This is a genomic window from Bradyrhizobium murdochi, assembly GCF_000472965.1.
GTDB classification, from domain to species: Bacteria; Pseudomonadota; Alphaproteobacteria; order Rhizobiales; family Xanthobacteraceae; genus Bradyrhizobium; species Bradyrhizobium murdochi.
Map to the genome: position 1 here is coordinate 1 of NZ_AXAU01000011.1, position 12,644 is coordinate 12,644.

Sequence of the window (12,644 nt, forward strand, 5' to 3'; positions counted from 1 at the left end):
GATTGGCATTGAAGCCCGCCACCACCCCGCGCAGACTGTCGTTCCTGCTCAGCTGCGCGTAGATCAGCGCCACCAGATGATCCCAGCTCTTGAATGACTTGTCGTAGGCATCCCCGCCCAGACGATCCACAACTGTCTGAAACTGCCGCCGATTGATCGGTTCAAGGAGCCTTCCAAAAATGCTATCGCGAAATCGCATGCTCGGCCTTCTGTGTCTCGACAACCAGAAAAGGCCGATTTGCCTCGGTCTCGCCGAGCATGCACCGCGACATAGTGAATCATTCCCCGGACAGCCCTGCGCAAGAGCGGGGCGAGGGAGCGCACCGCCCTCGCCTCTAACCCAGCACCGTCTTGCCGCTCTTGATCACCGTGACGCCGCGCGACTTCACCTTCGCCTCGAACGAGACGATATTGCCGTCCTTCCACATCTCCATCGTTACGGTTTCGCCGGGATAGACCGGCGAGGAAAAGCGCGCGACGTGCTGCTTGAACGCGGACGGATCGTAATCGGCGTAGGTCTGCAGCACGCCGCGGCAAGTGATGCCGTAGGTGCACATGCCGTGCAGGATCGGCCGCGGAAAGCCGGCCTTCTTCGCAAACTCGGGATCTGAGTGCAGCGGATTGCGGTCGCCGCAGAGGCGGTAGACCAGCGCCTGGTCCGGCCGCGTCGTGATGTCGACGATCTTGTCCGGCGCCCGGTTCGGCACCTTGTGCGGCTCGGGCTGGCCTTCGGAAGGGCCGCCAAAGCCGCCGTCGCCGCGTGCGAAACGCGAAGCGACGAGCGTGGCCAGCTTGTCGCCGTTCTCATCCTTCAACACGGTCTGGTGCCGGATGACCGCGCCCTTATCCTTGCCCTTGTCGAAGACGTCGAGCACGGTGGAGTCGGCCGTGATCTTGGCCGCGCTTGGCAGCGGCTTGTGGAAGGTGATGTCGCGCTCGCCATCGACCACCATGACACGGTTGAGGTTCATCTCGCCGGGGCTTGAGCCCCAGGCCGCCACCGAGGCGAAGGTCGGCACGACCTTGAGCGGACGCGGCGTCAGCGTGCCCTCATTGACGAAGGCGAGTTCGTTCTCATCCATCGGATCGGCGCCCATGCCGATGCCATAGGCGTAGAGCATCACCTCGCGATCGGTATAGGCGTATTTCTGGCCAAGATTTTTCAGGGCCATGAGCTGTTCGTAGTTGATCGGCATTTCGTTTCTTCTCCCCGAACCTCTTTTGCTGGCGCCCGTTACAGCGCCCTCTCCCCTTGCGGGAGAGGGCTACACCGGCAGCGCCTCAAACTCTTTTGGGTGAGGGGTTGGCTCCGCGGACACATGTCCCTCGCGGAGAGAACCCCTCATCCGGCGCTTCGCGCCACCTTCTCCCACAAGGGGAGAAGGTACTTACTAGGCCGCGGTGAAGAACGGCAGTGGGGCGCCGTCGGTTGGCTTCCACACCAGCTTCACCTTCTGGCCGATCTTGATCTTCTCCAGATCGCAATCGACGATGTTGGTCTGCAGCGAGGGGCCTTCCTTCAGCGTCACATAAGCGATCGCATATGGACCGGTCGGCGATTTCCGCATCAGGCTGTAGGTGTAGACCGTCGCTTCACCCGAACTTTCCTCCCACACCGTCTTGTCCGAAAAACAGAACGGGCAGATCGAGCGTGGGAAGTAGTGCGCCTCGCCGCAAGCCGTGCAGCGCTTGATCATGAACTTGCCGGCCTTGGCGGCTTCCCAGAACGGGGCGGTTTCGGGATTGGTCGCCGGCGCCGGATATCTCTTGCTATCTGCCATCACACGCGCTCCAGAATGCAGGTTGAGGCGGCGTGACGCACGCCGAGAAGACCGCCGGTGCCATGGGCGATCGCGAGGTCGCAATTTTGCACCTGCACCTTCGGATGCGCTTCGCCGCGCAATTGGCGAACGGCCTCGAGAATTTTCGTCATGCCGCCACGGTTGACCGGGTGATTGCTGCAGAGGCCGCCGCCATCGGTGTTGAACGGCAGCTTGCCGACGCCCGAAATGAGATTGCCGTCAGCGACGAACTTGCCGCCCTCGCCTTTCTTGCAGAAGCCGAGGTCTTCGAGCTGCATCAGCACCGTGATGGTGAAGCTGTCGTAGATCGAGGCGTATTTGATGTCCTTCGGCGTCACGCCCGCTTCCTCGAACGCGCGCGGGCCGGACCAGACGCCGGCGGAATACGTGAGATCGAGATCCTTGCCGCCGCGCGGACCCTTCATCGCCTCGCCATGGCCGATCAGCCGCACCAGCGGCTTCTTCAGGCTCTTGGCGATCTCCGGCGTGGTCACGATCATCGCCCCGCCGCCATCGGTGACGACGCAGCAGTCCATGCGGTGCAGCGGATCCGAGATCATCGGCGAGTTGATGACGTCCTCGACGGTGACGACTTCCTTCAGCATGGCGTGCGGGTTGTACTGTGCGTGATGCGAGGCCGCGACTTTGATCCAGGCGAGCTGTTCGCTGGTGGTGCCGTAGTCGTGCATATGGCGCATGGCACACATGCCATAAGCATTGTGGGTGGTGGCGCCATAGGCCGCCTCGAAATCGGCCTCTGCGCCCGCTGCGCGCGGCGGCATCGGGCCGGTGCGCGGCTTGCCCGCGAGCGTGACCAGCGCGATCGAGCATTTGCCCGCGGCAATCGCTTCGGCCGCGTGGCCGAGATGGATCAAATAGGAACAGCCGCCGGTCTCGGTAGAATCGACGTGGCGCACCTTCAATCCGAGGTAATCGACCATCGGCCAGGCGCCGCCGGGAGCGTCACCGGCGCAGAAATAGCCATCGATATCGGCTTTGGTGAGCCCGGCATCCTCGATCGCGCCCTTGGCGACCTCGGCGTGCAACTGTGCCGTTGATTTATCGGGTGCGTGCCGGGTGGGATGCTCGTAGATCCCGGCAATGTAGGCTTTGCCTTTGATGGTCAAATCGTTCTCCGTTGGCGTTTCTTCTTTCCGAAAGTTTTTCTGGCCTGTCGCCGCCCCCTTGGCAAGCGCGGAAATATTCCGCCGGGCGAGAGCGTAGCGACTAGACTCAAGTCGGGATGATTATCGGCGAAAATCTTATCAGGCCGGAGCGTGCGTCGGCCGTTCGGCTTCACGTTTCACGACGCCGCGTTCTGGCGGCGCGGCGCGCCCGAGTTCTGCATGGTCGCCTGCCCTCCTTTATGAGAGGCGCAGGGAATGCCGGGTGACGGCAGCGGGCTTGGGGGCGGTTTTGGATGGGTGCCGCACGATCGGCGGCCGCTGATTTGCTGACGGGCCAACCAGCAAGCGTCAGCCGGTATTCCTGACCGCATCAACCAGCATCGCGTAGAGCTGGCGCTTGGTGAATTCCTTGGGCTGCGTTGCCGCTGGCTTGCGCGGGGACATGACCTTGTCCACCGGGCGGGTGCAGGCCGACAGCGCCGTCTTTCGCTTCGGCACCGACACGATCCTGGGGTTCGCGGTAGGCGGCTTACGACCGCGCTTCTGGCCCATGCGCTGCAACTTGGCGCTCACGGCATTGCGGCTCAGGCCCAGCCGATTTGCGATCTGACCGGCGCTGTGGCCGTCGGCCCAGAGCTTTTTGAGCAGTGCTACGTCTTTCGCATCCCAACCCATGGCGATCATTATACATCGACTGCGAGCGACAGGCTAGTCGTTGCTCACGTTGCTCGAGCGAGGAGATGGTCTCGTCGTTAATGCCGCGTCGTTGAGGATGGATGACGTCTGCTGGCGGGCCGCGGCTCCGCCCCCGATCTGAGCTGAACTCAACGCCATTCCGCGAACGCGATCTGAATCGATCTCAGTGCCTGGCCAGTGTCTTGTACGCCGTAATGGCGCGCTTGAGGTCGTCGTACTCCTCACAGGGAAGCAGGCAGAGATTTTCCAGCGCCGCCAGCAGTTGCTGTGCCTTGGCCGGCTCCCCCAGCACCAGATAAGCCTCACCGAGATGCCCATGGGCGCTGCGGTGACGTGAGTTCAGCATCAGAGCTTTTTGATAATGGCCAATCGCCGGCCCGATCTGACGCAGCCGCCGATAGGCATAGCCGATATAATTCTGGATATCGGCATTGGTCGGATCGCGCAGTGCCGCAAGTTCGAACGCTGCGATTGCGCCACTCCAATTCTCCGCGCGCAGTGCCCTCTTGCCGGCCGTGAAATCAGGATCGAGCTGCGCCCAGTCGGTGTCTGACTCAACGGCTGCCATGGTGGTGCAGATCGGCCAGGCTTCTGCCGTGGTGGCCGCATCAGCCCGACTTTCGAGCCCGTCGAACGGCGCTGTCGTCGCGGTCCGCCAGCCCGGCGAGCTTAACGAATAGGCGGCCACGCCGCTCACCAGCACGCCGAGCATCATTGCCAATGCGACCGACCGGATCATCGTCACCTTCCCGACCTGATGGCTTCAGGCCACTGGCCCGGGCAACCAGGAATTATTTTCGTACACCACCTATCGTCTCGTCCCGGCGCACGTATGCCTGGGCTACACGGATTTCCTGCCGCTCCGTATCGGCGTTGCTGGCCAAGTTCACCAGCTTGCCAAAGTAATCGGCGGCCTTCTGGCGATCACCTGCGCTGTCAGCCGCGCGAGCGGCTCCCCAGAACGCGCGGAAGCGGTTGGGCGTCTGCTTGAGTGCAGTCTCGAACTCGTTCAGGGCTGCAACAGGCTGCCCCGTCTCAAGAAGTAATTCGGCCAGCAATTCGCGGAACGGATACAGACGATTCTCCATCGCCACGTGCTTGACGCTACCGTCCTCTCCATCGGCCGCGGCCTGCATGAACCGCAGCGCCTGATCCGTCGCACCTTCCTTCAGTGCGATCCAGGCCGAAATGGCAAGCATCTGCTCCTCGGTCCGATCCGCCCAGTAGGATTGGTCGGCGCGCTGCAGTGTCGTTCGTAGCGCCTTCATCGCTTCGATCTCTGCTTTGGCGCCTGCAAGATCACCCGTGCGGGCCATGCCCAGGCCACGCGTGAAGCGGATCAACGAATCCGCCATCGGATATTGGGTGGCAGTCATCGGCAGCTCAGCAGCGCCAGCCCAATCCGCTCTTTCCAGGACGTAGCGCGCCGGCATCGCCGCCTTGGCGGTGAAATTCACGAAGTTGATCGGACGATCGCCGCGGTCGGCGGTGGCAAGCGACTTCTTGATCATCGCCTCGGCCTTGGCGTCCTGTGCGAGCTGCAGATGTGCGTAAACCGTAAAATCCGACGCGTGATAGTAGTCGGGCTGGATTTCAAGCGCCGACGCGTTGGAGGCGATGGATTCTTCCCAAAGCCCCACCATTGAGTAGATGTGCGACGGCATGTGCCGCGCATGTGGCACGGCCGGCGCAATGCCGGCATAGCGCCGCGCCGATGCGATCCCCTTCTCGGCAAGTGGCGGGAAATCGTAGGCGTGAATGAGGTAGTGCGTCACGCCCGGATGCTGCGGGTTCTGCTCGTGGAGTTTTTCCAGAAGCGCCGCCGACTTGATCTGATTGGCATATGTGAGGTCGCTCTTCGGTGCCGCGGCTTGAAGCGTCAAGGCATAAAAGGCCTGGACTTCGTAGTCGTCAGGATAGTTTTGCGCCATCTGCGCCATCGCGGCATTGTAGGCCGCCAGCCGGGCATTTACGGCGACCTTGTCATGGTCGCGGAAGTAGGCGCTCAGCGCCTCGATCCAATCGCGCTCGCGCTGGGTCTTCGGCCCGGCAGCTCGCGCCTTCTCGAGTGCCTCCCAAGCTGCCTGCGCATCCGCTCGTGACGGAGTAGTTGCAAGGGTGTTACCGAGAAAGTCCATGGCCACGCCCCAATACGCCATGGCGCAAGTGGGATCCTGCTGCAGGATCTCTTCGAATTTTCGGCGGGCAATCAAGAACCAGTACGAATGAAGCATGGCGACGCCGCGGTCAAACTCGACCTGGACTTTGGGGTCGCAGGAGATAGGAAAGCTCACCTTACCGAGCTTTTCGTCTTGCTGGCCGATTGCGCCGCTTGCGAGCGCCGCAGTGATCACGCCGGCGGCAAATAAGGTTCGTCCCGATTTCGCGTTCATCGTGAGTCTCCTTTGAGCCTTGTAATCGTCCGTAAGTTCAGTGATCAGATACCTCTCTCTGTCCCTCCTTATTCTCCAATCTCGGTTTGTTGCTCTGTGCCCGGACATTGCGCGCACCGGTCCACTGCGCGGCAAACTGCGCCTGCAACCGTTTTGAATGAATGTGCAATGCTTGCCGTTGAAGGCACCGACGTTGCCCTCAATCACAGGATTTCGGCACGTCTGTCTGGCGCTGATCGACTGAACTCTAACTCTCTTTCCACGCCCCCGGAAGAGCGGAGAGTAAGGTCCGGAATGTGCACAAAAGCGGGCATTTGACCGCCTCTTCGGATTCATGAAATTCCGCATGGAGTGGCAAAGCCAACGGGTCGCGCGAACGCGCGCCCGATGACAGGCTCCGCGTGCCCACCATAACGAGCGGAGGCGGCCACGTTCGCCATAGCTGGGCGATGCCTGCTTCGCGGGGATGCCGGCGGAAGCTCCTGTCACACCATGATCGGCCTACAGGGCCTTGGTCCGCCTAAGCAGCCACCAGGTCAGTGCTCCCGCGGCGATCACCAGCAGAAGCGCGTACCAGGTGCCGCCGTCGCCGGTCTGGAACGGCATATCCTTGGTGTTCATGCCGAAGAAGCCGGTGACCAGCGTCGAAGGCAGCATGCACGCGGTCAGGACCGACAGCGTGAACAGGCGGCGGTTGGTGATCGCCGTCATGCGGCCGGCGATCTCGTCCTGCAGCAGCCGGGCGCGCTCATAGATCGCGCTGAACTCGTAGTCGAGCGCGTCGAACTTCTGCGCAAGCTAGCGCATCGCCGACAGCAGGATTTCGGATTCGACGTCCTCGCGCGTCTCCATGCGATGAAACAGCGCACGGATCTGCGACAACTGCCGCCGCGTGCGGATCGCCCGCAAGCGCACGCGGCCGAGCCGCAACCGCTCATCGTCGATCTCATCGTGCAGGACATGATTCTCAACGATGTCGAGCTCGTCCCCGAGGCTGGCCGAATAGCGTCCGATCACATCGGCGAACTGGTCGACGATCGCATCGAACAGCGACACCGGGGTTGGAAACTTGCGGCCGCTATCGAGCGCACGCCGCGTCAGCTCGATCGCGCGCAGCGGCTTGCGCCGAGCCGTGATCATCAGCTTTGACGATATCGCAAAGTGCACCCGCACGAGATCGTCGCCCTCCTGTATGAACTCCTGGCGCAGGTCAGGCAAAACGCCGGCGATCTCCTCGTCGAAAATATCGAGGCGAATGTGCTCGTCGGCATCGAGCAGGGTCTCGCGCGCGACATCGGACAGTGCAGCACTCCCGGCGAGCCAGTCGTGGCAGCGACGGTTGGACAGATTGAAATGCAACCACAGCCAGCCGTGCGGATCAGCGAGTTCCGCATCGAGGTTGGCGACATCGAGCTTCGTCGCGGAGCCGTCGCCCGCGAAGCGATAGGCAGAAATGATGCCGATGTCGGCGAGGGCCTAATCCATCCGCTAACCCGTTGCTGGTGTGAAGCAGGCAATGCGTCAACGCAATGGCAAGCTGATGGCGACTACACCCCATCAAAGCTCTAGAGACAAGGTCTGATTCAACTGAGCAGTGAATCGTAGGGTGGGCAGAGCGAAGCGTGCCCACCATTCACGAGCGGAGTGTTGGATGGTGGGCACGGCGCGAAGAGCGCCTTTGTCCGCCCTACGCGGCTCTCGTGCCCCGGACGCAGCGCGGCGCGACAGTGCTGCGCTGCTGAGCCGGGGCCTATGCGGTGAGATGGGTCCCGGCTCTGCGGCGCAACGCTATGCGTTGCGCCGCGTCCGGGACACGGGGCTTACTCCGCCGCCAACTGCCTTGGCGCGGGGGGTGGGCTGGCGAGGTCGGCGGTGAGTTGGGCGTGGCGGGCTTTGGCGTCCGCTACCGCCTTCTCCTTGACCGGGCCATAACCGCGGATGCGGTCGGGCAAGGACAACAACTCGACAGCGGTGTCGTGTGTCACCGGCGACAGCAAGCCGAGCACGGTTTCGACATCCTTCTCGTAGGCAACGATCAGGTCGCGCTCGAGCTTGCGGTCGGCGCTGTAGCCGAAGATGTCGAGCGGCGTGCCGCGCAGGAAGCGCAGCTTTGCGAGCGTTCGGAACACCGGCATCATCCACGCGCCGAAGGCGCGCTTCTTCGGGCGACCGAGCGCGTCGAGGCCGCCGCCGAGGATCGGCGGCGCCAGATTGAAATTGAACTTGAACTCACCTTCGAACTGGTCGCGGAGCTGCTTTTCGAAGCGGCCATCGGTGAACAGCCGCGCGACTTCGTACTCATCCTTGTAAGCGAGCAGTTTGGCGTAGTTGACCGCAACCGCGCGCGGCAGCGCCTCGCCATAGCCGCCGTCGATCGCCGCATCGCGCACGCGCTTCACGAGAGCCCGATAGCGCTCGGCGAGCGCGGTATTTTGGTAGTCGGCGAGGTGCGCGCTGCGATGGACGATGATCTCGTCCAGCGTCATCGTCTCCAGCGTCTTCGCCACCACCGGCTCGTCCTGGCCCTTCATCATGGCCTCGAGCCGCGCCGGATCGGCCGCGGCGAGACGGCCGAGCTGGAAGGCCTGCGTGTTCATCTTGATCGCGACGCCGTTGACCTCGATCGCCTGCAGAATCGCCTTTGCCGACAGCGGCAGCAGACCCTTCTGATAGGCATAGCCCAGCATCATGATGTTGGTGGCGATGGAGTCTCCAAGCAGCGCTTCGGCCGGCTTGGTGAAATCGTAGAACCAGGAATCCTTGCGCAGCTCGGTCTCCAGCACGTGGTTGACCTTGCGGCTCTGGAAGTTGAAATCGCGGTTGAGGATGAAGTCGGCAGTCGGGATCACGTGGGTATTGATGACGCCAACGGTGCGGCTGGCTTCACAAAGCGTGATGGTGTCCTTGGCAGCGGCCACCACCTCGTCGGCGGCCATCACGAGATCGGCGGTGCCGGTGACGATGCGCGAACAGGTGACGTCGGCGGTGTGTTCGGAAAGACGGACGTGGCTGAGCACCGCCCCGCCCTTCTGTGCCAGGCCCGACATGTCGAGGATCATGCTGGCCTTGCCCTCGATATGCGCAGCCATGCCGAGCAGCGCACCGATCGTCAAGACGCCGGTGCCGCCGACGCCGCCGACCGCAATGTTGTAGGGCCGTTCCAACGACGGGAACGAGGCCGGCTCCGGCAGATCGCCGATGTCGCCAAGACCTGTACCATCAAGGCTGGCCGGCGCGCGACGGCGCGGCTTGCCGCCGTCGATGGTGACGAAGGATGGGCAAAAGCCCTTGAGGCAGGAATAATCCTTGTTGCAGGTCGACTGGTTGATGGTGCGCTTGCGGCCCATCTCGGTTTCCAGCGGCTCGACCGAGATGCAGTTCGACTGCACCGAGCAATCGCCGCAGCCTTCGCACACGGCCGGATTGATCATGACGCGGCGCGCCGGGTCTTCCATCAGGCCGCGCTTGCGGCGGCGGCGCTTTTCGGCGGCGCAGGTCTGCACGAACACGATCGCCGAAGTTCCCTTCAGCGCCCGACAGATCTTCATGACGTCCTGAAGCTCGTCGCGATGCGCGGTCTTGACGCCGGGCGCGATCTCGGAGGCTGGATAGGCGTCGGGACTTTCCGAGACGAGGTAGATGTTGCGGATGCCTTCCGAATGAAGCTGGAAGGTGATCTGCTGCGGCGACAATTCGCCGTCGACATGCTGGCCGCCGGTCATCGCGGTCGCGTCGTTATAGAGGATCTTGTAGGTGATGTTGGCGCCCGAGGCGATCGCCTGGCGGATCGCGAGGCTGCCGGAGTGGAAGTAGGTGCCGTCGCCGAGATTGGCGAACACGTGCTCTTCCTTGGTGAAGGGTGCGACGCCGACCCACGGCACGCCCTCGCCTCCCATATGGGTGTAGGTCTCGGTGTTGCGGTCCATCCACAGCGCCATGAAGTGGCATCCGATGCCGGCAAAGGCGCGGCTGCCTTCCGGCACCTTGGTCGAGGTGTTGTGCGGGCAGCCCGAGCAGAAATACGGCGTGCGGGTGACGGGTGCCACCGCCTGCATCTGGGTGGCCTGTCGGCCATTGAACCAGTCGGCCTTGGCGCGCAGCATCGCGGCGATTTCGGGGTTGAGATTAAGTCGAAGCAGGCGTTCGGTCAGCGAGCTCGCTAGCGAAGCAACGGAAAGCTCCGCGGCGAAGGTGAGAAACCGTTTGTCGTGATCGTCCATCTTGCCGACGATGCGAGGACGGACGTCGTCGCGCCAGTTGAACAGCTCCTGCTTGACCTGGTTCTCGACGATCTCGCGGCGCTCCTCGACGATGAAGATTTCCTCGAGGCCGATGGCGAAATTGCGCACGCCTTCCGGCTCGAGCGGCCAGGGCATGCCGATCTTGTAAAGCCGCAAGCCGATCTTGGCGGCGACCTCCTCGGTGATCCCGAGTTCGCGCAGCGCCTGTCGGATGTCCTCGTAGCTCTTGCCGGATGCCATGATGCCGTAGCGGGCATTCGGCGAATCCATCGTGATGCGGTTGATCTTGTTGGCGCGCGCAAACGCGATCGCGGCATAGCCCTTGTAGTCCTGCAGGCGCAGGTCCTGCGCATAGCGATCGTCGGGCCAGCGCAGGTTGAGACCGCCCGGCGGCATCTCGAAATCGGTCGGGATCGCGAACGGCGTCATCTCGTCGGTGAGGTCGATCTCGGCGGTGGTTTCCACCGTCTCGGTGATCACCTTCATGCCGACCCAGCAGCCGGAGTAGCGCGACATCGCGATACCCAACAGGCCCATCTCGATCATTTCATGGATGCTGGAGGGATAGAGATACGGCATCAGCGCGGAGATGAAGGCGTGGTCCGACTGATGCGGGACGGTGGAGGATTTCGCACCGTGATCGTCGCCGGCGAGACACAGCACGCCGCCATGTTTAGCCGAGCCGGCCGTATTGCCGTGGCGGAAGACGTCGCCGCAGCGGTCGACGCCAGGGCCTTTGCCGTACCAGATGCCGACCACGCCGTCGTACTTGGCGCCGGGCGAGAGATTGAGTTGCTGCGAACCCCAGATCGCGGTGGCCGCGAGATCCTCGTTCACGCCGGGCTGGAACTTGATGTTGTACTGTTCGAGATGTTTTCGGGCTGCGAAGAGCTGCTGGTCATAACCACCCAAGGGGGAGCCGCGGTAACCGGAGATGAAGCCCGCGGTGTTGAGCCCTGCGGCACGGTCGCGGCGAATTTGCGCCATCGGCAGGCGGACCAGCGCCTGGATCCCGGTCAGGAAGATGTGGCCGGAGCCTTGCGTGTACTTCTGATCGAGACTGATCGGACCCTGGTTAATTCCCATTGCAGCCCTCTTTGGCGGTAAGCCTTGATCGTGACGACGCTCGTTTAGCTAAGCATCTGAACTCGTTAGAACCAGTCTATGTCGGATTTTCCGGGCCGCGCACCACAAATCTCGGCAAGAAGGCCGCGCTCTCAAACTTCGCAATTTCGTGCCGGGAAAATCGGCGCGGCATTTCGGTTTGTGTCGTCCGGAAGCCGCGGCGCGAAATGGCATGAGCCCCCGCTGTGTGCGCTTTCGCGCTATAACGCTCCGGAAGGTCAATCGGTGCAGGGACGACCATGCGGGCGATTCTCCCGGCACTGCTTTTGTGCACTGCGTTCACAGCCGGCGAAGGTCATGCCCAGCCCAAGGCGAACCGGCGATGGCCCAGGACATCGCGCGCGGCAAGGCGCTGACGGACGCCGGCGCTCTGCGCATGGAGCGATGACGATTTCTACCGCGCGCTCCGCTTCGGCGTGGCGCGCGACGGATCGCGCTACTGCCCCGCCTTCCCCTATCCGAATTTTAACTGACGCGGCAGGACATTTTGGCAATCGACGCCTATTTGGCGACACTGACACCGGTCACGAACGCACCGCGTGCGCTAGAGCTGCGCTGGCCCGTTCAACTATCGCTTCAGCGATCGCCGACGTGACGAACTATTTCCGCAATGCCTGGGCAATGCCGCGCCACTGGTGACGGCGATGCAAAGCATCGTCCGGAAACGCTGCTCCGGGGAACGTCGGCCAGCGCAAGGCAATCTCATTCAGGAACTCCTGGGAAATCACGGGTTCCAACATTACGGGGTTGCAACATTGGCGCGGAACATCCGCGCACGCCAGCCATTGTCCTCACGCTTCACTTCGGGATGCTAACGGAGGAACCCATTCATGGCACACCAACCCGATCCGAACGATCCTTACCGCGCCGGCCTGAGCGATGAAGAAGTCCGCCGTCAGGCCCGCTTCAACAGTCTCGACAATGAGCTGCAACCCGATCCCGCGCTGTCCGAGGGTCCGCCGAGTGGCGGCAAGGTTGCGATGTTCGCCGTTGCCATCGCGCTCGTACTCGGCGCGCTGTTCTATGGCCTGAACAACACCACCGTGCAGCAGGCCGGTACCTCGTCGACCAACCAGGCCGCGCAGCAGCAACCGGCCAACCCGTCGGCGCCTCCGGGCATGCGTGACGTAACGCCGCGCAGCAACACTGACCCCGGCACGACCACCGGTGCCGCGACCAATCGCCCGACGCCGCCATCGCAGGAACCGACCGGCACCGAGGTCGATCGCTCCAAGCAGTAGCGGTTGATCAATCCCAAAT

9 protein-coding genes and 1 pseudogene are annotated in these 12,644 nt (G+C 62.8%); 1 reads left to right on the top strand and 9 read right to left on the bottom strand.

Annotation, left to right across the window (positions count from 1 at the left end; translation table 11 throughout):
* From YUO_RS41255 to YUO_RS0120645, 9 genes and pseudogenes are all read right to left on the bottom strand, one after another.
* The coding region (locus YUO_RS41255; protein WP_028351528.1) for a DUF4372 domain-containing protein at positions 1-199 on the bottom strand (199 nt) is incomplete at its 3' end.
* Between the two features lie 136 nt (positions 200-335).
* The gene (locus YUO_RS0120600) at positions 336-1,196 is read right to left on the bottom strand and encodes a MaoC/PaaZ C-terminal domain-containing protein (protein WP_028348980.1); all 861 of its coding nucleotides are present in this window, start codon (positions 1,194-1,196) and stop codon (positions 336-338) included.
* Between the two features lie 195 nt (positions 1,197-1,391).
* Positions 1,392-1,781 carry a Zn-ribbon domain-containing OB-fold protein gene (locus YUO_RS0120605; RefSeq protein WP_028348981.1) on the bottom strand — a complete coding sequence of 130 codons (390 nt, stop codon included), beginning with the start codon at positions 1,779-1,781 and terminating at the stop codon, positions 1,392-1,394.
* Positions 1,781-2,929: a thiolase domain-containing protein gene (locus tag YUO_RS0120610; protein WP_028348982.1), complete on the bottom strand. Its 1,149-nt coding sequence runs from the start codon at positions 2,927-2,929 to the stop codon at positions 1,781-1,783. Before YUO_RS0120610 ends, YUO_RS0120605 begins: the two co-directional genes overlap by 1 nt.
* Positions 2,930-3,277: 348 nt before the next feature.
* Positions 3,278-3,613 carry a GcrA family cell cycle regulator gene (locus YUO_RS0120615; RefSeq protein WP_235782775.1) on the bottom strand — a complete coding sequence of 112 codons (336 nt, stop codon included), beginning with the start codon at positions 3,611-3,613 and terminating at the stop codon, positions 3,278-3,280.
* A gap of 175 nt (positions 3,614-3,788) precedes the next feature.
* Positions 3,789-4,340, bottom strand: coding sequence for a tetratricopeptide repeat protein (locus YUO_RS41260; RefSeq protein WP_051379544.1), 552 nt, complete (start codon positions 4,338-4,340; stop codon positions 3,789-3,791).
* A 76-nt stretch (positions 4,341-4,416) separates the two neighbouring features.
* Entirely contained in the window at positions 4,417-6,225 is a 1,809-nt protein-coding gene (locus YUO_RS0120625) for a hypothetical protein (RefSeq protein ID WP_235782776.1), read from the bottom strand.
* A gap of 294 nt (positions 6,226-6,519) precedes the next feature.
* Positions 6,520-7,377 (bottom strand): annotated as a pseudogene (locus YUO_RS0120635) (CorA family divalent cation transporter).
* Positions 7,378-7,838: 461 nt separating this feature from the next.
* Complete coding sequence (locus YUO_RS0120645; RefSeq protein ID WP_028348988.1) at positions 7,839-11,345, bottom strand: indolepyruvate ferredoxin oxidoreductase family protein; 3,507 nt, start codon at positions 11,343-11,345, stop codon at positions 7,839-7,841.
* Positions 11,346-12,214: 869 nt separating this feature from the next.
* On the opposite strand from YUO_RS0120645, the gene YUO_RS0120655 reads away from it, so the two are divergent.
* Positions 12,215-12,625, top strand: a complete 411-nt coding sequence (locus YUO_RS0120655) for a superantigen-like protein SSL4 (protein WP_028348989.1) — start codon at positions 12,215-12,217, stop codon at positions 12,623-12,625.
* The last annotated feature ends 19 nt before the right edge of the window (positions 12,626-12,644 follow it).

Coding starts and splice junctions, on each gene's coding strand:
- YUO_RS0120615 (WP_235782775.1), bottom strand. CDS start 3,613: ATGATCGCCATGGGTTGGGATGCGAAAGACGTAGCACTGCTCAAAAAG.
- YUO_RS41260 (WP_051379544.1), bottom strand. CDS start 4,340: ATGATGCTCGGCGTGCTGGTGAGCGGCGTGGCCGCCTATTCGTTAAGC.
- YUO_RS0120655 (WP_028348989.1), top strand. CDS start 12,215: ATGGCACACCAACCCGATCCGAACGATCCTTACCGCGCCGGCCTGAGC.
- YUO_RS0120600 (WP_028348980.1), bottom strand. CDS start 1,196: ATGCCGATCAACTACGAACAGCTCATGGCCCTGAAAAATCTTGGCCAG.
- YUO_RS0120605 (WP_028348981.1), bottom strand. CDS start 1,781: ATGGCAGATAGCAAGAGATATCCGGCGCCGGCGACCAATCCCGAAACC.
- YUO_RS0120645 (WP_028348988.1), bottom strand. CDS start 11,345: ATGGGAATTAACCAGGGTCCGATCAGTCTCGATCAGAAGTACACGCAA.